19 protein-coding genes are annotated in these 21,909 nt (G+C 68.8%); 13 read left to right on the top strand and 6 right to left on the bottom strand.

The window, feature by feature from the left end:
• The first annotated feature begins 152 nt into the window (after window positions 1–152).
• The 9 genes from urtA (at window position 153) to LXT13_RS09525 (ending at window position 10,088) form a co-directional block, all read left to right on the top strand.
• Window positions 153–1,403: an urea ABC transporter substrate-binding protein gene (gene urtA / locus LXT13_RS09565; protein ID WP_233371697.1), complete on the top strand. Its 1,251-nt coding sequence runs from the start codon at window positions 153–155 to the stop codon at window positions 1,401–1,403.
• A 128-nt stretch (window positions 1,404–1,531) separates the two neighbouring features.
• Entirely contained in the window at window positions 1,532–3,073 is a 1,542-nt protein-coding gene (urtB, locus tag LXT13_RS09560; protein ID WP_233371696.1) for an urea ABC transporter permease subunit UrtB, read from the top strand.
• Entirely contained in the window at window positions 3,070–4,116 is a 1,047-nt protein-coding gene (gene urtC / locus LXT13_RS09555; protein WP_233371695.1) for an urea ABC transporter permease subunit UrtC, read from the top strand. The genes urtB and urtC overlap by 4 nt, the downstream gene beginning before the upstream one ends.
• Entirely contained in the window at window positions 4,113–4,946 is an 834-nt protein-coding gene (gene urtD, locus LXT13_RS09550; RefSeq protein ID WP_233371694.1) for an urea ABC transporter ATP-binding protein UrtD, read from the top strand. Before urtC ends, urtD begins: the two co-directional genes overlap by 4 nt.
• A 1-nt stretch (window position 4,947) precedes the next feature.
• Window positions 4,948–5,640 (top strand): urea ABC transporter ATP-binding subunit UrtE, encoded by a 693-nt coding sequence (gene urtE / locus LXT13_RS09545; protein ID WP_233371995.1) that lies wholly within the window; start codon window positions 4,948–4,950, stop codon window positions 5,638–5,640.
• Window positions 5,641–5,998: 358 nt separating this feature from the next.
• Complete coding sequence (locus tag LXT13_RS09540) at window positions 5,999–6,409, top strand: GNAT family N-acetyltransferase (RefSeq protein ID WP_233371693.1); 411 nt, start codon at window positions 5,999–6,001, stop codon at window positions 6,407–6,409.
• 161 nt (window positions 6,410–6,570) lie between these two features.
• The gene (locus LXT13_RS09535) at window positions 6,571–6,804 is read left to right on the top strand and encodes a hypothetical protein (RefSeq protein WP_233371692.1); all 234 of its coding nucleotides are present in this window, start codon (window positions 6,571–6,573) and stop codon (window positions 6,802–6,804) included.
• 240 nt (window positions 6,805–7,044) lie between these two features.
• On the top strand, window positions 7,045–9,489 hold the full coding sequence (locus LXT13_RS09530) for a hybrid sensor histidine kinase/response regulator (RefSeq protein WP_233371691.1): 2,445 nt from the start codon (window positions 7,045–7,047) through the stop codon (window positions 9,487–9,489).
• Window positions 9,490–9,788: 299 nt separating this feature from the next.
• A complete protein-coding gene (locus LXT13_RS09525; RefSeq protein ID WP_233371690.1) occupies window positions 9,789–10,088 on the top strand; it encodes a hypothetical protein in 300 nt (99 codons plus the stop codon).
• Between the two features lie 33 nt (window positions 10,089–10,121).
• Here the strand turns inward: LXT13_RS09525 and LXT13_RS09520 are convergent, their stop codons facing one another.
• From LXT13_RS09520 to LXT13_RS09495, 6 genes are all read right to left on the bottom strand, one after another.
• Window positions 10,122–12,038, bottom strand: a complete 1,917-nt coding sequence (locus LXT13_RS09520) for a PEP-CTERM sorting domain-containing protein (RefSeq protein ID WP_233371689.1) — start codon at window positions 12,036–12,038, stop codon at window positions 10,122–10,124.
• Window positions 12,039–12,144: 106 nt separating this feature from the next.
• Window positions 12,145–14,496, bottom strand: coding sequence for a protein kinase domain-containing protein (locus tag LXT13_RS09515; protein WP_233371688.1), 2,352 nt, complete (start codon window positions 14,494–14,496; stop codon window positions 12,145–12,147).
• Between the two features lie 5 nt (window positions 14,497–14,501).
• Window positions 14,502–15,113, bottom strand: coding sequence for an ECF-type sigma factor (locus LXT13_RS09510; RefSeq protein WP_233371687.1), 612 nt, complete (start codon window positions 15,111–15,113; stop codon window positions 14,502–14,504).
• Between the two features lie 95 nt (window positions 15,114–15,208).
• Window positions 15,209–16,180 carry an L-histidine N(alpha)-methyltransferase gene (gene egtD / locus LXT13_RS09505; protein ID WP_233371686.1) on the bottom strand — a complete coding sequence of 324 codons (972 nt, stop codon included), beginning with the start codon at window positions 16,178–16,180 and terminating at the stop codon, window positions 15,209–15,211.
• A complete protein-coding gene (gene egtB / locus LXT13_RS09500) occupies window positions 16,177–17,319 on the bottom strand; it encodes an ergothioneine biosynthesis protein EgtB (RefSeq protein WP_233371685.1) in 1,143 nt (380 codons plus the stop codon). Before egtB ends, egtD begins: the two co-directional genes overlap by 4 nt.
• A gap of 81 nt (window positions 17,320–17,400) precedes the next feature.
• Window positions 17,401–17,781, bottom strand: a complete 381-nt coding sequence (locus LXT13_RS09495; RefSeq protein ID WP_233371684.1) for a VanZ family protein — start codon at window positions 17,779–17,781, stop codon at window positions 17,401–17,403.
• 108 nt (window positions 17,782–17,889) lie between these two features.
• On the opposite strand from LXT13_RS09495, the gene LXT13_RS09490 reads away from it, so the two are divergent.
• The 4 genes from LXT13_RS09490 (at window position 17,890) to LXT13_RS09475 (ending at window position 21,863) form a co-directional block, all read left to right on the top strand.
• Complete coding sequence (locus tag LXT13_RS09490; protein ID WP_233371683.1) at window positions 17,890–18,264, top strand: hypothetical protein; 375 nt, start codon at window positions 17,890–17,892, stop codon at window positions 18,262–18,264.
• A 112-nt stretch (window positions 18,265–18,376) separates the two neighbouring features.
• Window positions 18,377–20,470, top strand: a complete 2,094-nt coding sequence (locus LXT13_RS09485) for a 3-hydroxyacyl-CoA dehydrogenase NAD-binding domain-containing protein (protein WP_233371682.1) — start codon at window positions 18,377–18,379, stop codon at window positions 20,468–20,470.
• A gap of 47 nt (window positions 20,471–20,517) precedes the next feature.
• Window positions 20,518–20,955 carry a PaaI family thioesterase gene (locus LXT13_RS09480; protein WP_233371681.1) on the top strand — a complete coding sequence of 146 codons (438 nt, stop codon included), beginning with the start codon at window positions 20,518–20,520 and terminating at the stop codon, window positions 20,953–20,955.
• A 266-nt stretch (window positions 20,956–21,221) separates the two neighbouring features.
• Window positions 21,222–21,863 carry an RpiB/LacA/LacB family sugar-phosphate isomerase gene (locus tag LXT13_RS09475; protein WP_233371680.1) on the top strand — a complete coding sequence of 214 codons (642 nt, stop codon included), beginning with the start codon at window positions 21,222–21,224 and terminating at the stop codon, window positions 21,861–21,863.
• The last annotated feature ends 46 nt before the right edge of the window (window positions 21,864–21,909 follow it).

Here is a 21,909-nt window from a genome sequence, read left to right as displayed (position 1 = left end):
CTTGACGCACGACATGGGTGCTGAATGGGCCAGATGTGTGCGCATCTGCCGGTGCTGAAGGGTGTGACATCGGTCATGGGCTGGCACGGCGCTTGCGCTTAGCCCCTACGGCTACTCCGACCCCTCGACATCCAACACTGGAGGATTCAACGATGCTTCGCCGTTCCGCACTTGCCCTGGCCGCCGCTGCCAGCCTGTTCGCTCCCGCCGCCTTTGCCGCCGACACCATCAAGGTCGGCGTGCTGCACTCGCTGTCCGGCACCATGGCCATCTCCGAGACCGTGCTCAAGGACACGGTGCTTATGGCCATCGACGAGATCAATGCCAAGGGTGGCCTGCTCGGCAAGAAGCTGGAGCCCGTGGTGGTGGACCCGGCCTCCAACTGGCCGTTGTTCGCTGAAAAGGCCAAGCAGCTCATTTCGCAGGACAAGGTTGCCGTCGTGTTTGGCTGCTGGACGTCGGTCAGCCGCAAGAGCGTGCTGCCGGTCTTCGAGCAGACCAACTCGCTGCTGTTCTACCCCGTCCAGTACGAGGGTGAAGAGCTGTCCAAGAACGTGTTCTATACGGGTGCGGCGCCCAATCAGCAGGCCATTCCCGCCGTCGAATACCTGATGAGCAAGGACGGCGGTGCCGCCAAGCGCTTCGTGCTGCTGGGCACTGACTACGTCTACCCCCGCACGACCAACAAGATCCTGCGCGCCTTCCTGCACTCCAAGGGCATCAAGGACGAGGACATCATGGAGGAGTACACCCCGTTCGGACACTCCGACTACCAAAGCATCATTGCCAAGATCAAGAAGTTCTCGGCTGAAGGCAAGAAGACGGCTGTCGTGTCGACCATCAACGGCGATTCCAACGTGCCGTTCTATAAGGAACTGGGCAACCAAGGCCTGAAGGCGACCGACGTGCCGGTCGTCGCGTTCTCGGTGGGTGAAGAAGAACTGCGCGGCGTGGATGCCAAGCCGCTGGTGGGCCACCTGGCCGCATGGAACTACTTCATGTCCATCAAGAACCCGGCCAACGACGCCTTCATCAAGAAGTGGAGCGACTACGCCAAGGCCAAGGGCATCGCCGGCCATAAGGACAAGCCGCTCACCAACGACCCGATGGAAGCTACCTACATCGGCATCAACATGTGGGCGCAGGCCGTCAAAAAGGCGGGCAGCACGGACACCGACAAGGTCATCGCCGCGATGGCCGGCCAGACCTTCACGGCACCGTCGGGCATCACGTCCAAGATGGATGAGAAGAACCACCACCTGCACAAGTCGGTGTTCATCGGCGAAGTGAAGGCGGACGGCCAGTTCAACGTGGTGTGGAAGACGCCGGGCCCGGTCAAGGCCCAGCCGTGGAGTCCGTACATCCCCGAGAACAAGGGCAAGAAGGACGAGCCGGCGAAGTAAGCCCCCGAGGCGCCAAGGCGCCTCCCCCCAGGGGGCGCTGCCGATGGACCGGCAAAGCCGGATCCATGGCAGCCGCTTGAGGAGCGCGCGTGCTGCGCACGGCGCTGTTTGTGTTCGCTTGGATCTTCATGATCAAACGACTATTTGTTGGGTGCGTGCTGGCGCTGGGCCTGGTTTCGGCGTGGGCCCTGCCCCCCGAGCTGGCCAACCGCATCGCGGCGGGCGAGGGCGATGACCGCGTCGCGGCGTTGCAGCAGGCGCTGGCGGCGGGCGATGAATCGCTCGGGCCCTTCCTTCGCGCGCTGCAGGACGGGCGCGTCCGCCTGAAGGCGGGTCAGGCGCTCGTCATCGCGGAAGGCACCACGCCGCCGGCGGATGCCGAAGAGCCGATGCTCAACAACCGCATGCGGCGCGAGGTCGAGAGCGCGCTGGCCGGGTTGGACCTGCTGTCCAAGGACCGCGACGTTCGCGCCAAGGCGCTGGCCACGCTGCGCGACGATGCCGATGCGTCCAAGCTGCCGCTGTTCGAGAAGGCGCTAGCGGCCGAAAGCGACGCCGCGCTGAAGGCGCAACTGAATGCACTCGTGGCCGGTGCCAAGCTGTCGTCCAACGACGCGGCGCAGCGCAAGGCCGCCGCGCTGGAACTTGCGGGCAGTGCCGATCCGGCCACCCGCGCGCTGTTGCTCGACAAGCTCGGCAGCGAGAGTGACGCTGCCACCAAGGTGGCCATGCAGCAGGCCATCGACGCCATCGGCGCGCGCCTGGCCTGGGGCGAGCGCGCGCAGCTGCTGTTCTCGGGCCTGAGCCTCGGCTCGGTGCTGCTGCTGGTGGCGCTGGGCCTGGCGATCACCTACGGCCTGATGGGCGTCATCAACATGGCCCACGGCGAGCTGCTGATGGTCGGCGCCTACGCCACCTACAGCGTGCAGCAGGCCTTCCGTGCCTGGGCACCGGGCGCCTTCGACTACTACCTGTGGGTCGCACTGCCGGCCAGCTTTCTTGCCGCTGCGCTCGTCGGTGCAGCCATGGAGCGCAGCGTTATCCGCTGGCTCTATGGCCGGCCGCTGGAGACGCTGCTGGCCACCTGGGGCATTTCGCTCGTGCTGATGCAGGCGGTACGCAGCCTGTTCGGCGCGCAGAACGTGGCGGTCGAGAACCCCGCGTGGCTGTCCGGCGGTTGGGCGCTGCTGCCCAACCTGACGCTGCCCTATAACCGGCTGGCCATTCTTGCGTTCGCAGCGCTGGTACTTCTCGGCATGGGCGCGCTGCTGGCCAAGACGCGGCTGGGCCTCATGGTGCGCGGTGTCACGCAGAACCGCCGCATGGCGGCCTGTGTGGGTGTCAACACCGCGCAAGTCGACACGATGGCCTTCGCGCTGGGCTCGGGCATCGCAGGCCTGGCCGGTTGTGCCCTGAGCCAGATCGGCAATGTCGGCCCGGATCTCGGCCAGAGCTACATCGTCGACGCTTTCATGGTGGTTGTGCTGGGCGGCGTCGGCCAGCTCGCCGGCACGGTCTACGCGGGCCTGGGCCTGGGCGTGCTGTCCAAGCTGCTGGAAGGCTGGCAGGGCGCCGTGCTGGCCAAGATCGCGCTGCTGATGCTGCTTGTCCTCGTCATCCAGAAAAAGCCGCAAGGCCTGTTCGCACTGAAGGGCAGGTCCGTCGAATGAAGAAGCCCTTGTTGATCGCCGTGGCCGCGGTGCTGCTGCTCGCGCCGCTGCTGCATCTCGTCTTCCCGCCTGGCCACCCGCTGCACCTCAGCGAGTTCTACGTCGGCCTGCTCGGCAAGTTCCTGTGCTTTGCCATCTGCGCGCTGGCGCTGGACCTGATCTGGGGCTTCGGCGGCATTCTGTCGCTGGGCCACGGGCTGTTCTTCGCGCTCGGCGGCTACGGCATGGGCATGTACCTCATGCGCCAGATTGGCCGCGAAGGGCAATACCAGTCGGACCTGCCGGACTTCATGGTGTTCCTGAACTGGAAGGAGCTGCCCTGGCACTGGGCGCTCAGCGACTCGCTCGTCGCCCAGCTCATCCTGGCGCTCGCGGTACCCGGCCTGATTGCCGCGGTGTTCGGCTGGTTCGCCTTCCGCTCGCGCATACAGGGGGTGTATTTCTCCATCATCACGCAAGCGCTGACGGTGGCCGCGATGCTGCTGTTTTTCCGCAACGAGACGGGTTTCGGCGGCAACAACGGCTTCACCGACTTCAAGCGCATCGCCGGTATGCCGCTGAACACGCCGGGCATGAAGGTGGGCCTGTGTGTCGCCAGCGGCGTGGCGCTGATCAGCTGCTACCTGGTGGCTCGCGCCCTGACGCAAAGCCGCTGGGGCCGCATCCTGCAGGCCATCCGCGACGCCGAAGGGCGCGTGCGCTTCCTGGGCTACGACCCAGTGGCCTTCAAGCTCAGCGCCTACGTCATTTCTGCCGTCATGTGCGCGCTGGCCGGCGCGCTATACGTGCCGCAGGTGGGCATCATCAACCCCGGCGAGATGAGCCCTGCGGCCAGCATCGAGATGGCCATCTGGGCGGCGGTCGGCGGGCGCGGCACGCTGATCGGCCCCGTGCTCGGCGCGTTCTTCGTCAACGGCACCAAGTCGGTCTTCACGGCCGTGTGGCCCGAGGGCTGGCTGTACGTGCTCGGCGCGCTGTTCATCGCGGTGACGCTGTTCCTGCCGACCGGCCTGGTGGGCCTGGCGCGGAGGTTCAAGAAATGACTCCTGAGTTGCTAGAAGCGGGTGCCGAGGCCCATGCTCGCGCGTTCACGCGCATCGCCACCTCGGGCGAGCCGGTGTTCAACCAGGGCGTGGCGCTGTACGTGGAAGACCTCAAGGTCGCGTTCGACGGCTTCCAGGCGCTGGGCGGCCTGAGCTTCACGATCGGCGTCGGAGAGCTTCGCTGCATCATCGGCCCCAACGGTGCCGGCAAGACGACGACGATGGACTGCATAACCGGCAAGACCAAGCCCGACAGCGGCCGCGTCTTCTTCGGCAGCAACCTCGACCTGCGGCAGATGAACGAGCAGCAGATCGCCCGCGCCGGCATTGGCCGCAAGTTCCAGAAGCCCACGGTCTTCGAGGCGCTGACCGTGGCCGAGAACCTGGAACTGGCGCTGGCCGGCGACCGCCGTGCCCGTTTCGCGATGCGCGCCAGCCTGACCGGCGAGCAGCGTGATCGGCTGGCCGAACTGCTGAAGACGGTGCACCTCGCCGACCAGCGTGACCGGGGCGCCGGATTGCTCAGCCACGGCCAGAAGCAGTGGCTGGAGATCGGCATGTTGCTGGCGCAGGACCCCAAGCTGCTGCTGCTCGACGAGCCCGTCGCCGGCATGACCGACGAAGAGACCGAGCGGACCGCCGAGCTGTTCCTGAGCCTGGAAGGCAAGCACAGCCTCGTCGTCGTCGAGCACGACATGAGCTTCGTGGCCACGCTCGCCAGCACGCACCGCACGGTGACGGTGCTGCATGAGGGCAAGACGCTGGCCGAAGGCACGATGGCGCAAGTTCAATCCGACGAGAAGGTGATCGAGGTGTACCTTGGCCGATGACATCCTCAAGGTCGACGACCTTCACCAGCACTACGGCGGTTCGCACATCCTGCGGGGCCTGAGCTTTGCACTGCAGCCCGGTGAGATCACGGTCATCCTCGGGCGCAACGGCGTCGGCAAGACGACGCTGCTGAAGAGCCTGATGGGCGTCGTGACCACCAGCCGCGGCAGCATCACGCTAGCGGGCAGCGACATCACCAAGCTGCGCTCACACCAGCGCGTGCGCGCCGGCCTCGGTTACGTGCCGCAGGGGCGCGAGATCTTCGGCCGCCTCACGGTGATGGAGAACCTGCAGATGGGCCTGGCCAGCCAGCCGGCAAGCACGCCGCTGCCACCAGAGCTGTTCCAGCTCTTTCCGGTGCTCGACCAGATGCGCGGCCGCCGTGGCGGCGACCTCTCAGGCGGCCAGCAGCAGCAGCTCGCCATCGCCCGCGCTCTCGCGCCCGGGCCCAAGGTGCTGCTGCTGGACGAACCGACCGAAGGCATCCAGCCCAATGTCATCCAGGACATCGGCCGCGTCATCAAACACCTCGCGCACGACAAGGGACTGTCCGTCGTGCTCGTGGAGCAGTTCTACGACTTTGCCGCCGAACTGGCCGACCAGTACCTGCTGATGCAGCGCGGCGAGATCGTCATGTGTGGCCGCGGCAAGGACATGGCGGCGGACGGGGTGCGGGAGCGGCTGGCGATCTGATCAGCAAGTAGCCGGCGCAGCCGTCGCCAGCGTGGTGAGCGGGCGGCGCACCGCGCCGCCGCCCAGCTCAGCACGGGCGGTGCAGATCGTGGTCGTGGAAACGTCCGAGTAGCCCGGCGGCACCCGCGCCGTGCGGACTCACTGTCCGTCCGCAGCACGGCAGGGCGCACCTACTCGGCCCGGCCCACTTCATTGAAGCCGTGAACCGCAAAAACGTTCTTGGCGAGGTCGACTCCCACGGTCAGAATCGCCGTGGACTTCGACCGATGTTGGGGTTGGCTTTTCTGTGGAACCAACTCACGACGCAGCTCGGATGAAGCGTTTCTCAAGCGAATAGCAGGGTCGAGGCAGAAGCATCGTGAGTCCCGGTTCATCCATTGAATACACGGTCTCCGAGCCGGTGGACAACCTAGAGTTGAACGAGCTGTTCACTGCCTCGTGGCCAGGTCATCGCCCCCGCGATTTCAAGGCCATTCTGAGCTACAGCATGGCTTATGTCTGCGCCTACCGAAGAACGAAGCTCATTGGCTTCGTCAACGTCGCGTGGGACGGAAAGACGCACGCCTTCATCCTCGATACCACCGTGCACCCGGAACAGCGACGCCAAGGCATCGGCAAGGAGTTGGTGAACCAAGCAACTCGCCAAGCAAGGTTGCGCGGAGTCGCGTGGGTGCATGTGGACTACGAGCCGCACCTCAAGCCCTTCTATGCCGAGTGCGGCTTCCGCGCTTCGGAAGCGGGTGTCCTCAATGTCGCGGGCGAGGCCTGAAACTCCGTATGGACTTCCCCGTTCATCAAGCGGGATGGTGCGGGCGGTGTTCGATGCTCGCCGTTGCTGTTTGCTCAAGTTAGCAGCCGGCGCGCAATTCCAGCTACTTCATGAAAGGAGGTTTGCCCAAGTGACTGAAGTTTCAACTTCCGGAATACACAATGCAGCTGTTCATTTTTCGCGGCTCTGGCCGCATCTTTGGCGTCACGGAAAATTCCGACGCCTCGAATCTTCCTGAAAAATACGCGCCATGGGTCAGCTTCAAAGCGCTTGACCTACATCGCGGAGAGAAGGCGCCCGGACTCAATGTGGAGGAGTGTCTCGACGACATTGAGACCTATGGGTTGCACGTGACCGACGCCCATGTTCGGATCACGGAAGAAGCAATGAAGTAGGTAGGTCATGCCGGCGAGGACTGCCAGCGAGGCTCGGCTGGTCCTCGCCATTCAGATACACGACTGGGAACAAAGTGTTGCCGGCGCCGGCGCTTGGTACGGCCTGACACCTCGCTGTGCGAGATGGCTACGCGGCCACCTGGCAGTGGCGTTAGGAGATCGCCTCAGCGACGGGATGATGTGGCCACGGGCGGCCTACACTGCCGCACTCGTCCGGACCCGCGCCCCGGCGCTCCCCGCATGAAAGCTCGCGTCCTTCGCAGCGCCACGGCCTCGCTGCTGCGCAGCACCGACTGGCGCCGCACGGCGCTGGGGCCGATGGAAAACTGGCCCACCAGCCTGCGCAGTCATGCCGCCATGGTGATGGAGATGCCATCGCCGGCGATCATCTTCTGGGGCGACGAGCAGATCCAGATCTACAACGACGGCTATGCGGCCATCATGGGGCCGCGGCATCCGCGGTATTTCGGTTCACCCTACCGCGACTGCTGGCCCGACACCTACCCGCTGATCTATCCGTGGATGCGCCGCGTGCTGGACCACGGTGAGGTCGTCGAGGTGGTGCGGGAGCCGATCTCCGTAACGCGGTACGGCTTCGAGGAGGATGCCTATTTCACGTTCACTTTCAGCCCGCTGCGTGACGATGAGGGGCGCATAGCCGGCATCCTGCAGCCGGTGTTCGAGGTGACCGATGCGGTGCTCAGCGAACGGCGCACCGCCGTGCTGGCCGAGCTGACGCCCGACCGGCATGGCGCACGGAGCGCTGACGACGTGCTGCGCGTTCTGGAGGCCGCCAGCGAGGACGTGCCGAGCGCAGCGCTGTTTCTCGACGGCGAACGGCCGGGCTCATGCGATGCGCTGGTGGGCGTCATCGGCAGGCTTTGGCACGACACCGAGCTACAACAGGTACGGAGTGCTGCCATACGTGCCTGTGCCACCGGGGAGTCGGTGCTTCTGGACCAACCCCGTGTTCACGTGCTGCCGCTGCCGTCCTTGCAGGAGCGCCGCATCGTCGGCGCGCTGGCGCTGGGCATCAACCCGCGACTGCATTTCGACGATAAGTACCGCGAGTTCCAGCGCAGCGTCGCGCGCCAGGTGGCCGGGCTGCTGCAGAAGCTGGCCATGCAGCGGGCCGTCGAGCGGCAGCAGGCCTCCCTGTCGGACCTGTTCCTGCAGGCGCCTGCCGGCATCGCGCTGCTGGAGGGGCCCGATCTCGTCTTCGCGCTGGCCAACCCGCTGTACCAGGCCAGCGTCGGCGGGCGCATCGTCATCGGCCGCTCGTTGCGGGAGTTGCTGCCCGAGCTGCAGGGCCAGCCCTTCCTGCAGATCCTTGCCGACGTCTACCGCACGGGCGAGGCCTACGTCGGGCGCGGCGAGGTGGCACAGCTGGTCGATGAGCAGGGCGTGCTGCGAGAGAAGTTCTTCAACTATGTCTACCAGCCCACACGCGACGCGGAGGGGCGCACGACCGGCATCCTGGTGTTCTTCCACGAGGTGACCGACCAGGTGCGCGCACAGCGCGAGGCCCAGGCGCTGGCCGAGCAATTGCAGTTGGAGCACCGGCGCAAGGACGAGTTCCTGGCCATGCTGGCACACGAGCTGCGCAATCCGCTGGCGCCGATCAGCTCCGCGGCCGAGCTGTTGCGGTCAGGCCGTGCCGACTCCGTCGCCGTCATGACGGCGAGCGCCACCATCGCACGGCAGGTGCGTCACATGGCCGCACTGGTGAACGATCTGCTGGACGTGTCGCGCGTCACGCGCGGACTTGTGGAGATCGACCGGCAGCCGCAGGCGATGGCCGCGGTGGCCTTCGATGCGATCGAGCAGGTGCGCCCGCTGATGGAGTCGCGCCGCCACCGGCTGGCATCGCGGTTCTCGGCGCACAACCCCGTCGTGCTGGGCGACCGCAAGCGGCTGGTCCAGATCGTCGCCAACCTGCTGACCAACGCGGCCAAGTACACGCCCGACGGCGGCGACATCGCGCTGTCCATGACGACGGGCGACAGCCACGTCGAGCTGTGGATCAGCGACAACGGCATCGGTATCGCGCCGGAGGTGCAGCCGCACATCTTCGAGCTCTTCGTGCAGGCCCAGCGTGGCGCCGACCGGGCCGAGGGCGGCCTGGGCATTGGCCTCGCCCTCGTCAAACGGTTGACCGAACTGCATGGCGGCACGGTGGCTTGCGAAAGCGCGGGGCCGGGCCACGGCAGCCGATTCACGGTCCGGCTGCCGCTGGTGCAGGCTTCCGTGTTGCCCGTCGAGCCACCGCTGCAGGCGGAGCAGATGAGCCCCGGCAAACGCATCCTCGTCGTCGACGACAACGTCGACGCCGCGCAGATGCTGGCGCTGCTGCTGCAGAGCGAAGGGCATGACGTCGCCATCGAAACGGTCGCAATGCACGTGCTGGACCGCGCCAATCGGTGGCATCCGCAGGTGGTCATTCTCGACATCGGCATGCCCGGCATGGACGGCTACGAAGTGGCCCAGCAGCTGCGCGGCCATGCCGCCACGGCCGGCACCGTGCTGATGGCCGTCACCGGCTACGGGCAGGCCGGCGACCGCGAGCGCGCCCGGCGCGCGGGCTTCGACCATTTCCTCGTGAAACCCGTCGACCTCGCGCTTCTGGCCACGCTGATGGCCACGATGTCCGTGGCGGCTCGACCAGGAGAGGGTTCGCCGGGATAAATCCCGGCGAGCTTGAATTGTGGGAGGACGCGATGGATTTGAAGGTTCTGATCGCCGCGGGTTGCGTGGCGGGGTGCTCCATGGCCCAGTAAGCGTCGGCGGACACCACCTGGCAGTGGGGCTATAGCGGCGTCGGCGTCGGCGTCGGCGTCGCGGCGCAAGGCAGCTTCGTCGTAGCGGACCAGGCCGACGCCAATGGCTTCCATGCGATAACGTCCCTCACCGGCACGAGAAACGGTCAGTCCATCGTTGCCCTCCATCCCGCGGGGAGCGCCATTCCGGGCAACGAGCCTTTTGCAGTGGACAACCTCATCCGCGTCGACAGCACGCGGCAGCTGACGATGAACGGTTTTGGCTTTGCCACAGCGGGTGGCTACGCCAATCCGTACTTCGCCGATTTCCTGACGCCTGCCAGCTACATGGAGGTGTCCGTCACAGCCGCGGGACTGACCGAGGTGCCGGTCGTCTTCAACGCCGCACCGTTGCCGGTCCCCGAACCCGGTCGCGTGGCGCAGTTGCTGGCCGGGAGCCTCGCGCTGGGGGGTATCGCCGCCTGGCGTCGGCGCACTCCCGCTTGCGCTCGGGTGCGCCGGGACTGAAGCGCCAGCCGGCGTCGCCAGGCGCTGGGCCGTTCAGCGAGCCGCGTTCTGATTCCACGAGCTCGACCGGCGGCGGCACCAGGGCAGCACGGCGAGACCCAGGGCCAGCAGCGCCACCGAGGCGGGCTCGGGCACGGCCGTGACGCTGATGCGGCCGCTGGCCAGCAACTGCGTGCCGTCCACCTGCCAGCCGTCCAGGCCTTCCAGGGTGATGTGGCTGAAGCTGCCGTCGAGCTGGCTGAAGCTCAACGCCTGCCAGCTCTGACCCGCCTGCGGCACCACGCCGTGGAAGCGCAGGTGCAGCTCGCCGCCGGCATGCAGGCGGCCAATGCCGTCGAGCCGGTCGCCCGTCCAGCCATTCGGGCCGGCGGCGATGTCCAGCGTCAGGCTGGACTGCGGGCCCAGCCAGACCTCGCTGCCGCCGAAAGCCAGCGTGCCCATGCCGGTGCCCAGGTTGGCGCCCGGGCTCAGCCCGTCGAGAAAGCTGAAGGCGCCGTCGAAGCGCCCGGTACCTGTCACGTCGCCGACCAGCGTCAGCAGGCCGGCGCCCGCGCTGCTGCCGCCCTGGCGCCGGCGGGTGCTCACCGTCCCGTCGTTGACGAACAGGCCCTGCAGCGTGCCGCCGTTGCGCGCGAACAGCTGGCGCCCGGTATCGAGCGCGATGCCATGCGCCGACGCGAGGACGTTGCCAGCCACTAGCGTCGTGCTGCTGCCGAGGTGGGCCAGGTCCAGGCTGTCCAACTGCACGCTGGCGCCGGCGGCGAGCGTCATCGGGCCGGACAGCATCACCGCACCGGCTCGCGTCTCGTCGCCGATGCGCAGTCGTCCGCCGGCGGCGTTGATGGTGGTGGCGCCGGTGACGCTGCCCCGCCACTGGCCGTAGCCGCTGAGCACCGGGGCCTCGCCGCCCAGCATGTTGACCTGCAGAACGCCGCCGGCCAGGTGCAGTTCGGGCGTCGTCAGCAGGCTCTTGCCGGTCATCGTCAGCGTCTGGCCGCTGGCCACCGTGAGGGTGCCGGCCACCTTGAGGAAGCGGTCGTTGCTGAGTGCGACGGTGGGACCGAGCGCGCCCAGCTCCAGCGCGCCGCGCGCCTCGACCGTGCCGCGCACCCAGTTCAGCAGGCCGTTGCCGCTGCGGCTCATGCTGTCGAAGCTCAGGTCGCCGCCGTCCAGCGTCAGGCGGCCGTTCTGGGCCAGCGTCAGCTGGTGCGCATCGATGCGGGCCGATTTCTGCAGTTCGACCTGCGCGCTCTTCGTTCCGCCGCCGATCTGCAAGGTGTTGCCGCTCGTCCACGTGCTGCGCACCAGCAGCATGGAAGCCTGCTCCCAGCCGCCGGTGATGGCCGCGCCGCCGGGCGTGTTGAGTCCGCCATAGGTCAGGTTCAGTGCCACGCCCCGGCCGTAGTCGGGCGACATGATTTCGCGCTTGAGCTTGAACGTGCCGACGACGTTGGCGTTGATGTTCATCATCGTCAGCCGGTCGGCGACCTGGGAGGTAAGCCGCACGTCCATGCCCGCGCCACCACCGTCCCAGGACTGCGAGCTGCCGCCAGTGGGCACCAGCTCGGCCGCGATGATCTGGCGCACCGTGCTGCCGTTGTACAGGTTGCCCTGCAGCTGGATGGCATTGCCGTCGAGCGTGTAAGCCTCGTAGCCATCGAAGCGCATGCTGCGTGCCACGAAGCTGCCACCGTTGGTCAGCGAGGTCGTTCGGGCGCCGGAACCGAAGCCCACGTCGTCCGGCATGGCCAGCGCCGAGCTCCAGTTCTGGCTCAGGTCCAGGCGGAAACGCGGCTGGTCCACCGATACCTTGGGGCCGCCCGTCCACCACACGCGCGGCGTCGGCGGCGCAGTCGTTCCGTCCCCGTTCAGGTCATCGATCAGGTCCGCAAACGCAGGCAGGGCGGTCGACAGGGCGGCGCAAAGCGCCAGGCGTTGGAATGCTTTCATCAGTCTTCTCCGGGTGAGGCGTGGCGCGGGCCGCGAAGCCCGCCGTGGTGGCCTCAACGCAGGAAAGCGGGGCCGCCTGTCAGCCACGCCCCACCGTCCCCCGCGATCAGGGGGCGTTGGAGGGGCTAGTGGCCCGGAGCGGGTGGCCCGCCGGCAGCAGGCGCTCGCGCGTGGCGGCCGCGGCCTGTCGTAGCGGCCTGGCTTCGGCGGCCCGGCCCTGGCGCTGCAGCCAGGCCGCATAGGCCGCCTGTGCCTCGGCCTCGCCCAGCGGGTCGCCGGCGTCCTTCAGCGCGGCCAGCGCCTGGCGGTGTGCCGCTTCGGCCGCGCGTGCGTCGCCCATGCCGGCCAGCGCCACGGCCATGCGGCTGAGCGTCAGGGCGTGCACCGGGTTGCCCGTGTCGCCGCCTTGCTCGGCCGCGGCCAGCGCCTCGCGGTAGGTGACCACGGCGGCGGCCCACTGTCCGCGTCGGGCCTGCAACTCACCCGTCTCGCGCAGCACGCGATGCAGGTAGGTGGCATCGGCGCCGTAGCGTTCACGCGCCATTGCGGCTGCTTCCTGCAGCAGCAGCCCGGCCTCGTCGAGCCGGTCCAGGGCCATCAGCGCCTGGGCGAGCACCGTCAGGCGTCTGTGGTGCAGGCCCGGCAGCGCGGGCAGGGCGCGGCCGATGGCGACGGCTTCGCGCGCCTGCCGCTCGGCCTCCACCGGCTCGCCGGCCATCAGCGCCCACAGCGCGAGGTTGTTGTGCAGCTGCGCCACCTGCGTGTGCGTGTCGCCGAACTGCGCGCGGCGCAGCGCGAGCGCGCGTTCCAGGTGCTGGCGAGCGGCCGCCAGGCGCCCGAGATTGCCCAACGTCATGCCGGCCGCGTTGTGGGCGTCGGCCAGGTCGGTGGCCGTCGTGTCGGCGAGCTGTTCGCGCAACGCCAGGCAGCTCTCGGCGGCGGCTGCGGCGGCCTGGTAGTGGCCCTGGCGGTTCAAGGTGAAGGCCAGCTTGTAGAGCAGGGCCGCTTCCTGTGTCCGCCGCTCGGGGCCGGCGGCGGCCTCCAGTGCGATGGCTTCACGATAGGCACGCGCGGCGGCATCTAGCTGGCCGATGTTCTCGTACACCGTGCCCAGCACGTCCAGCAGCCGGGCGCGCTGGGCGGGCCGGTCCTGGAGCTCGCGCTGGAGCTGGGCGTGGCCGCGGTCCAGCAGCAGTCGCACCGGCGTGTCGGCGGCGCGCAGTGCGCCATTCTCGGAGTCTGCGCCTTCGAACAGCCGGATCACGAAGCGGCTGATCTGCTGGGCCGCTTCGGCTTCCCGGCGCGCATGCTCGCGCTGCTGGAGTGCTGCCTGTTCGGCGCTGCGGGCACGGTCGCGCTGTTGCGCCAGCCCTGCGGTGAAGGCCGCCGCCATCGCCACCGCGCCGGCCGCGGCCAGCCAGGCGGGCCACTGCCGCCGCGCGGCCAGCGCCAGCACGTAGCCGCGCCGTCCGGGGCCGGCCGGCCAAGCGTGCACGGGGCGGTCGTGCAGCAGGCGCTGCAGGTCCGCCCGCATTACGCCCACGCTGTCGTAGCGTTCGCCGGGTTCAGCCGCCAGCGCCTTGTGGATGATGGCCTGCAGTGCCCGGCCGCGCAGCCCCGGTGGCTCGTGCCCGTGTGTCAGCACCTGCAGCAGGCGGCCCAGGCTGTAGATGTCGCTGGCCGTGCCCGGTGCGGCGCCGGCCAGCTGTTCGGGGCTGGCGTAGGCCGGTGTCAGTGCGGGATGGGCGTCCGGTGTGTCGCCGTCGGTGAGGCGGGCGATGCCGAAGTCCAGCAGGCGCGCCTGACCCTCCGCGTCGACCAGCACGTTGGACGGTTTGATATCGCAATGCACGACCAGTCGCGCATGCGCATGGGCGACGGCATCACAGACCTGGTCGAGCAGCGCCAGCCGGGTCGTCAGCGGCGCGGCCTGCTGCGCGCACCAGCGGTCGATGGGCTCGCCGTCCACCAGTTCCATGACAAGGTAGGGCTGGCCGCCGGGCGTGCTGCCGCCGTCGAACAGCCGCGCGATGTGCGGATGGCGCAGGCCGGCGAGGATCTGGCGTTCGCGCGTCAGATGGGCCAGCGAGCCGGCATCACCTCGGCTGCGCAGCAGCTTCACGGCCACCTGCTGTTCATAGGCGCCGTCGGCCCGTTCGGCCCGCATGACGCGGCCCATGCCGCCCTCGCCAAGGTCGCTGCACAGCCGCCATGGACCGAGACGGTCGCCCGGCTGCAGCGGCTCCGGCGTGGTGCTCCACTGGTGCGACACGGCGGCGATGGGCGAGCCGATGCGCGTCGTCTCGCGGTGCGCCTGCAGCAGGGCCCAGACGTCGTTGCGCAGCGCATCGTCGGCGTCCGCCGCCTGAAGCGCCTGCCATTGCGTGGCGGCGTCGGGCAGCTCGACGAGGGCGTCGAACAGCGCCTTGCCGCGTGCGTAACGGCTGGGAGCGGTCACCCGCGTCAGGCCTCGATGGTCGCGCGGCCCAGGCCGGCCGACAGCCAGGCCCGCGCATGGCGCAGCTCGCGGTCCACGGTGGCCACCGATAGCGACATCACCGCCGCCACCTCCTCGCGCTCCAGCCCGATGAAATACGTCAGCTGCACCACCTGCGCCGCCCGCGGGTCCTCCGCCTCGAGCTGCTGCAGCAGCCGTTCGAGCGTCAGCAGGTCGGCGGTCTGCGCCTCCTCGCCGGCGCCTGACACGGTCTCGTCCACCAGCTGCCAGCCCGCGCCGCCGGCACGCTTGCCGGCCTGGCGACGGCGGGCGTGGTCCACCAGCACCTGGCGCATCGCCAGCGATACGGTGGCGAAGAAGTGTTGACGGTCCTGCCAGTCGGGCGTGCTGGCGAGCAGTTTCAGCAGCGACTCCTGCAGCAGGTCCTCAGGCCCCAGCGTGGCGCTGTTCTGGCCGCGCAGGCGCGATTGCGCCAGGCGCAGCAGCTCCGCCTGAACCCAGCCCAGCAGGCGCTGCAGTGCCGCGGCGTCGCCGGCCTGCCAGGCTTGCAGCAGCTGCGTCAGCGGGCGGCCGTCAGCGGGGGCGGCCGTGTCGTCTTTGGGTGCGGGAAAGGTCATGGGGCTGGCGGTCCAGCCCGGCATTGTCGCCAGCACCACGGTGCGGCTTCGCGATGCGGCGGGCTGTCCCCCACACCGGCTTCAAGCGCCTGTTCTCAGGTGCTTGATGCCTTCAGCCACAGCAGCGCGAACCACTGCTTCGGATCGGTCCATACCGCGCCGGGCTGGAAGCCGGCGCGTGCCGCCATGGCCTGGAAACCGGCGATCGTGTACTTGTGCGAGTGCTCGGTGTGCAGCGTCTCGCCTTCGTGGAACCCGTAGATCTCGCCGCCCAGCTGCAGGTCCAGCGGCCGGGTAGCGCGCAGGTGCATCTCGATGCGGCGGTAGGCTGGGTTGTAGAAGGCCAGGTGCTCGAAGCCGTCTTGCGGGAACTCGGCACCCAGCTCGCGGCGGGCGCGCTCCAGCAAGTTGAGGTTGAACGCGGCCGTGACGCCGTCGGCGTCGTTGTAGGCCGCATGCAGCACGTCATGGTCCTTGACGAGGTCGATGCCGATCAGCAGGCCGCCGCCCCGAAGCTCAGCCGCAGCCAGGCGCAGGAAGGCGTCGGCCTCGGCCGGCGTGAAGTTGCCGATGCTGGAGCCGGGGAAGAAGCCGATGCGGCGACTGCCCGCGGGGCACTGCGGCAGCGTGTGCGGGCGAGTGAAGTCGGCCACCAGCGGCTGGATCGCCAGGCCGGCATAGTCGCCCGCCAGGCCGTCGCACGCGGCCAGCAGGTGGGGGCCGGAGATGTCCACCGGCACGAACTGCACCGACTCGCGTGGCAGCGCATCCAGCAGCAGGCGCACCTTCAGCAGCGCGCCGGCGCCATATTCCACGAGCTGCGCGCGCGGGCCGAAGTGCGACGCCATGTCCGCCGCATGCGTGCGCAGCAGGGCCAGCTCCGTGCGGGTCGGGTAGTACTCGGGCAGATCGCAGATGCGCTCGAACAGCCGGGAACCGGTCTCGTCATAGAAGTACTTGGGCGAGATGGACTTGGGTGCGCGCGATAGCGCCGCATGCAGGTCCGCCGCGAACTGCTGCGTCTCGGCCGAAGCCCGCGGCTGGCGCCATTCGATTCCTGGTTTCATCGTGCGAGCCTCACTCCACTGAACTGCCAGCGCGCCGCCGGCGGGAAGAAATTGCGGTAACTCGGCCGTGCGTGCCCCGCGGGTGTCGCTAGGCTGCCGCCGCGTAGCACCTGCTGGCCCACCATGAACTTGCCGTTGTACTCGCCGACCGCGCCGGCCGCCGTCTTGAAGCCGGGGTAGGGCTCATAGCTGGAGCGCGTCCATTGCCAGGCCTGGTCGGCAGCCTGCGCGAACCCGGGCAAGCCGCATGCCGCTTCCCACTCGAACTCGGTGGGCAGCCGGGCGCCGGCCCATTCGGCGAAAGCGCAGGCCTCGTAGAAGCTGAGCTGCATGACAGGCGCGTTCGGGTCCATGGCCCGGGCGCCATGCAGGCCGAAGACGCGACCGTCGTCCAGCCAGTAGGCCGGGCGCTGCCAGCCCTGAGCCTGCACCAGCGCCCAGCCGTCGGACAGCCACAGCAGAGGCTCGCGGTAGCCGCCGGCCTCGATGAAGTCGGCAAAGTCGCCGCAGGTGACGAGGCGGTTGCTGATCTCGAAGGGCGCCAGCAGCGCCGGGTGGCGTGGGCCTTCGTTGTCGAAGGCGAAGCCCGGACCGCCGTGGCCGATGTCGGCGATGCCACCTTCGTGCCTCAGCCACGCCTGCGCCGCGGGCTGCACGGGCGCGGGCGGTGAGGCCTCGTAGGCTGGCAGCAGCGGGTTGCACGAGAAGGCGTGCAGGATGTCGGTCAGCAGCAGCTCCTGGTGCTGCTGTTCGTGGTGGCAGCCCAGCTCGATCAGCGCCAGCGTGGCGGCATCGGCCGTGGGCAGCAGGTCGGCCAGCGCGGCATCGACGTGCTGACGGTAGGCCTTGACCTCGGCCAGCGATGGCCGGCTCAGCAGCCCGCGCTGAGGCCGCGCGTGCCGCGGGCCGAGGCTCTCGTAGTAGGAGTTGAAGAGCGGCGGCCAGCGCTCGTCGAACAGCCGGTAGCCGCGCAAGTGCGGCGCCAGCACGAGGGTTTCAAAGAACCATGTCGTGTGTGCCAGATGCCATTTGGCCGGGCTGGCGTCGGGCATGGACTGCAGCTGCGCGTCTTCGTCCGACAGGGGGGCGGCCAGGGCCAGCGTGTGGGCGCGCGTCGCGCGAAGCAGGTCGGTGGGCATGGGTGGCAACCGTAGCGCATGCTGTTGCCAACGGTATGTCAGTGCGACGCCACAGGCTGTAGGACGACGCCGACCGCCCGATCAGCGCCTGACCCGGGCAATGGGCCAGGCGGTCAGCAGGCCCAGCGCGATGCCGACGCTGTCGGCCACGACATCGTGCCAGTCGGCTTCGCGCGGCGGCAGGAAGCTCTGGGCGATCTCGATGCCGATGCCGTAGGCCAGCATCGCGAGCGCGACCCAGAGCCACTGGCGCGGCTGCGGCCAGAAAGCCCACACGGTGCAGAAGGTCAGTGCCGCGAAGGCGGACAGGTGGTTGGCCTTGTCCCAGCCCAGGTCCGCGACCTTGGGCGGGGCCGGCGTCAGCGCCAGCCAGGTGATAACCAGCAGCAGCAGGGCGAGCAACGCACGCCACAACGGGCGGCGGCCGGGGGCGGTGCAGAGGGGGTGGAGCAGGAGAAGCATGGTGGCCGGCATTGTGGCGGCCCGTCATTCGCTCACGGGGGGATGACGGCCTGCCACTACAGTGGCACGCACAACAAGGTTGAAGAACGCCCGGGGAGGGGGCGTCGCATGGACAACGATCAACTGTGGCCGCTGTTGGGCGGCCTGCTGGCGGGCGGCATGCTGGCGGCCGTTGGCGCGTATGCGTGGCTCTCGGGCCGCATCAGGCAGGAGACGCAACGCCACCAGGCGACCGAGCAGGCCCGCCAGCTCGGCGCGCAACAACTGACTCAGGCGCGCCGGCAGATCGAGCAACTGCAACGCGAGAACCATGAACTGCGCCTGGCCGTGCGGCCCGCGCCGCGGCCGGCGCCACGCGCCGAGGCGCCGGTGGATCCAGCCGAGGCCGCGCGGCTGTATGCCGAGGCGAAGTTGAACCCCGCTGCCGCCGACGTGCCAAAGGCTTTCAAGGACACGGAGCTGCTGGACCGCAGCGGGCGCTGATCGCCGCGCAGCAGTGGGACGGGCGCGGGCGATGCTTGCCTAGAATCGAACGATCGTTCGTTTTTTGGGCTGACGCCGGCGCAGGTGCGGCCCGCTCACCGAGGTCGAGCCTATGACAGCCCACTACGAAGTCCGCGGCAGCGTCGCCGTCATCACGCTGGACAACCCGCCGGTCAACGGCATGGGGCTCACCACGCGGGCGGCCATCGCCGACGGCGTCGAGCGCGCCGAGGGTGACCCGGCCGTCCGGGCGCTCGTCCTCACCGGCGCGGGCAAGGCTTTTTCCGGCGGCGCGGACATCAAGGAGTTCGGCACGCCCAAGGCACTGGCCGAACCCAATCTGCTGAGCCTCATCACGCTCGTCGAACGCTGCAGCAAGCCGGTCGTTGCGGCCGTGCACACGATCTGCATGGGGGGCGGGCTGGAGCTGGCGCTGGGCTGCCACTACCGCGTGGCCGCGCCCGGCACGCAGGTCGCGCTCCCCGAGGTGAAGCTGGGCCTGCTGCCCGGCGCGGGCGGCACGCAGCGGCTGCCGCGGGCGCTGGGCGTGGAGCCGGCGTTGAACATGATCGTCGGCGGCGAGCCGGTGGAGGCGCGGCGGCTGGCCGAGGTGCCGGGGCAGCGGCTGTTCGACCGCCTCATCGACGGCGATCTGCTGGCCGGCGCCGTGGAGTTCGCCGAGACGGTGGCCGAGCGGCGGCCGCTGCCCAAGGTGCGTGACCTGGTGGCGACCCTGCCGGATGCCGAGGCGTTCTTCGCGGCCGCCCGCGCCCGGGTGGCCGGCATGTCCCAGCACTTTCCCGCGCCGCTGCGCTGCCTGGAGTCGGTGGCCGCCAGCGTCATGCTGCCGTTCGATGACGGCATCCGGCAGGAACGCGAGGGTTTTGCGGCACTGATGGCGACGCCGGAGTCGCGGGCGCTGCGCCATGCCTTCTTCGCCGAGCGTGCCGCTACCAAGATCGCAGATGTGCCGGAGGACACGCCGAGGCGCGAGATCCGCCGGGTGGCCGTCGTCGGCGCCGGCACGATGGGCCGCGGCATCGTGATGAGCTTCCTCAACGCCGGCCTGTCGGTGACGCTGCTGGAGACGGACGCGCAGGCGCTGGACCGCGGCGTGGCCGCCATCCGGCAGAGCTACGAGGCGCAGGTCGGCAAGGGCAGGCTAGACGCCGACGGCTGCGTGCGGCGCCTGGCGTTGCTGACGGCGACGTTGCAGCCCGCCGACCTGCGCGATGCCGACCTGCTGATCGAGGCGGTGTTCGAGGACATCGGCGTCAAGGAGGCGGTGTTCAGGCAACTGGATGCCATCGCCAGGCCGGGTGCCATCCTCGCGTCCAATACGTCGACGCTGGACGTGGACCGCATCGCGTCGTTTACGCGCCGCCCTCAGGATGTGGTGGGGCTGCACTTCTTCAGCCCGGCCCAGGTCATGAAGCTGCTGGAGGTGGTGCGCGGCCGCGCGACGGCCAAGGACGTGTTGGCCACCGTGATGGCGCTGGCGAAGAAGATCAGGAAGACGGCGGTGGTCTCCGGCGTCTGTGACGGCTTCATCGGCAACCGCATGATCGAGCAGTACGCGCGCCAGGCGGGTTTCCTGCTCGACGAGGGCTGCTCGCCGCAGCAGGTCGACCGGGCGATGGAGACCTTCGGCTTTGCGATGGGGCCCTTCCGCATGAGCGACCTGGCGGGCAACGACATCAGCTGGGCCATCCGAAAGCGCCGCTATATCGAGAAGCCGCAGCTGAAGTACTCGGCCAGCGCCGACCGCCTGTGCGAGCTGGGCCGCTTCGGCCAGAAAACGGGCGCCGGTTGGTACGACTACCCGGCGGGCAAGCGCGAGGCCGTGCCGTCACCCATCGTTGACGAGCTGTTGAAGGCGCACCGCGCCACCCTGGGCGTGCTGCCGCGCGACATCGGCGACGATGAGATCGTTCACCGGCTCGTCTTCGCGCTGGTGAACGAGGCGGCGCACCTGCTGGAGGAGGGCATCGCCCAGCGGGCGTCCGACGTGGACATGGTGTACCTGTCCGGCTACGGCTTTCCGCTGTGGCGCGGCGGGCCGCTTTGCTACGCGGACTCGCAGGGCCTGGCCAACGTCGTGCAGGCGATGCAGCGGTTTGCGCGGAACCCGTTGGACGACACCGCGTTCTGGACGCCTGCGCCGCTGCTCGCGCGGCTGGCAGCCGAAGGCAGGCGCTTCACCTGACAACGCCGGCGGCCGGTGCGACGGCTGGCTTCAGGGACACTGGCCGTATGCAGTTTCCTGTCCACATCCCCTTCGTCGAACAACTCGGCCTCACGCTGCACACGCTGGGCGACGGCGAGGCCGAGCTGCGGCTGGCCGTTGCCGAGCAGCACCTGAACTCCTGGCGCGTTGCGCACGGCGGCGTCGTCATGACGCTGCTGGATGTGGCCATGGCCCATGCCGCGCGCAGCGTGAACCGTGACCAGCCCAACCTCGGCCCTGGCGTCGTCACGGTGGAGATGAAGACCAGCTTCATGCGGCCCGGCGAGGGCGAGCTGCGCGCGGTGGGCCGGCTGCTGCACCGCTCGACGACGATGGCCTTCTGCGAGGGTTCGGTGTTCGGCGCGGATGACAAGCTGTGCGCCCATGCCACCGGCACCTTCAAGTACCTGCGCGCGCTGCCGGCCGGCCGCGGGCTGAAGGCGCTGGGCGGCCAGGGCGACTGACGGCCTTCGCGCCGGTTGGCGGGCTGGAAGGCCCACATCGCTCCCCGGATTGAATGGCATTTATGAAACGCCGTTCCACCTGCAGGCACAATGGCAGCCGCGCCAGCATTCCACTGCAGGGATGCGCGGTTGGCCAGGTCGCTGACACAGACCACGCCGTCTTGCCCGCTCGCGGGCCGGCACCTGGCATGACGGCCCACACGCCGGCCCAGCCGGCCAGCGGTGCCGCCCCGCCCAACTTCCGCCAGACCCGAAAGCCCACCGCCATGAAGATCGCCCTCATCATCGAGAACAGCCAGGCCGCCAAGTCCGAGATCGTCCACAACGCGCTCAAGACCGTCGCCGAGCCGCTGGGCCACAGCGTCCACCACTACGGCATGTACACGCCGGAGGACAAGGCCTCGCTCACCTACGTCATGAACGGCCTGCTGGCCGGCATCCTGCTGAACAGCAAAGCGGCGGACTTCGTCGTCACCGGCTGCGGCACGGGCATGGGCTCCATGCTGGCCTGCAACAGCATGCCGGGCGTGTTCTGCGGCCTCGTCATCGATCCGACCGACGCCTTCCTGTTCGGCCAGATCAACGACGGCAACGCCATGTCCATGCCCTATGCCAAGGGCTTCGGCTGGGCCGCCGAGCTGAACCTGCAGGACTGCTACCGCAAGCTGCTGGAGAACGAGCGCGGCGCCGGCTACCCGAAGGAGCGCGCCGCCATCATGGCCAAGAACCGCGGAATCCTGAAGGACCTGAAGGCCGCGTCGTGCAAGGACATGCTGACGACGCTGAAGGCCGTCGACCAGGACCTGCTGAAGGCCGCCGTGTCGGGCGAGAAGTTCCAGGAGCTGTTCTTCACGAACTGCCAGGACGACGCCATCGCCGCCCACATCAAGGGCGTGCTGGCTTCCTGATCAGCCAGCCACCCGACAGCCGGGCGGTGCCCGCTGTCGGGTGAGG

It is taken from the genome of Pelomonas cellulosilytica (assembly GCF_021353265.1).
Taxonomy (GTDB): Bacteria; Pseudomonadota; Gammaproteobacteria; order Burkholderiales; family Burkholderiaceae_C; genus Pelomonas; species Pelomonas cellulosilytica.
Note: the sequence above shows the minus strand (reverse complement) of the source record. Positions and strands in the feature narration are given on the sequence as shown.

Bases quoted from the DNA above. Each gene is read 5' to 3' on its own strand.
- urtA (WP_233371697.1), top strand. From the start codon at position 153: ATGCTTCGCCGTTCCGCACTTGCCCTGGCCGCCGCTGCCAGCCTGTTC.
- urtB (WP_233371696.1), top strand. From the start codon at position 1,532: ATGATCAAACGACTATTTGTTGGGTGCGTGCTGGCGCTGGGCCTGGTT.
- urtC (WP_233371695.1), top strand. From the start codon at position 3,070: ATGAAGAAGCCCTTGTTGATCGCCGTGGCCGCGGTGCTGCTGCTCGCG.
- urtD (WP_233371694.1), top strand. From the start codon at position 4,113: ATGACTCCTGAGTTGCTAGAAGCGGGTGCCGAGGCCCATGCTCGCGCG.
- LXT13_RS09535 (WP_233371692.1), top strand. From the start codon at position 6,571: ATGCAGCTGTTCATTTTTCGCGGCTCTGGCCGCATCTTTGGCGTCACG.
- LXT13_RS09530 (WP_233371691.1), top strand. From the start codon at position 7,045: ATGAAAGCTCGCGTCCTTCGCAGCGCCACGGCCTCGCTGCTGCGCAGC.
- LXT13_RS09520 (WP_233371689.1), bottom strand. From the start codon at position 12,038: ATGAAAGCATTCCAACGCCTGGCGCTTTGCGCCGCCCTGTCGACCGCC.
- LXT13_RS09510 (WP_233371687.1), bottom strand. From the start codon at position 15,113: ATGACCTTTCCCGCACCCAAAGACGACACGGCCGCCCCCGCTGACGGC.
- egtD (WP_233371686.1), bottom strand. From the start codon at position 16,180: ATGAAACCAGGAATCGAATGGCGCCAGCCGCGGGCTTCGGCCGAGACG.
- egtB (WP_233371685.1), bottom strand. From the start codon at position 17,319: ATGCCCACCGACCTGCTTCGCGCGACGCGCGCCCACACGCTGGCCCTG.
- LXT13_RS09495 (WP_233371684.1), bottom strand. From the start codon at position 17,781: ATGCTTCTCCTGCTCCACCCCCTCTGCACCGCCCCCGGCCGCCGCCCG.
- LXT13_RS09490 (WP_233371683.1), top strand. From the start codon at position 17,890: ATGGACAACGATCAACTGTGGCCGCTGTTGGGCGGCCTGCTGGCGGGC.
- LXT13_RS09485 (WP_233371682.1), top strand. From the start codon at position 18,377: ATGACAGCCCACTACGAAGTCCGCGGCAGCGTCGCCGTCATCACGCTG.
- LXT13_RS09480 (WP_233371681.1), top strand. From the start codon at position 20,518: ATGCAGTTTCCTGTCCACATCCCCTTCGTCGAACAACTCGGCCTCACG.
- LXT13_RS09475 (WP_233371680.1), top strand. From the start codon at position 21,222: ATGAAGATCGCCCTCATCATCGAGAACAGCCAGGCCGCCAAGTCCGAG.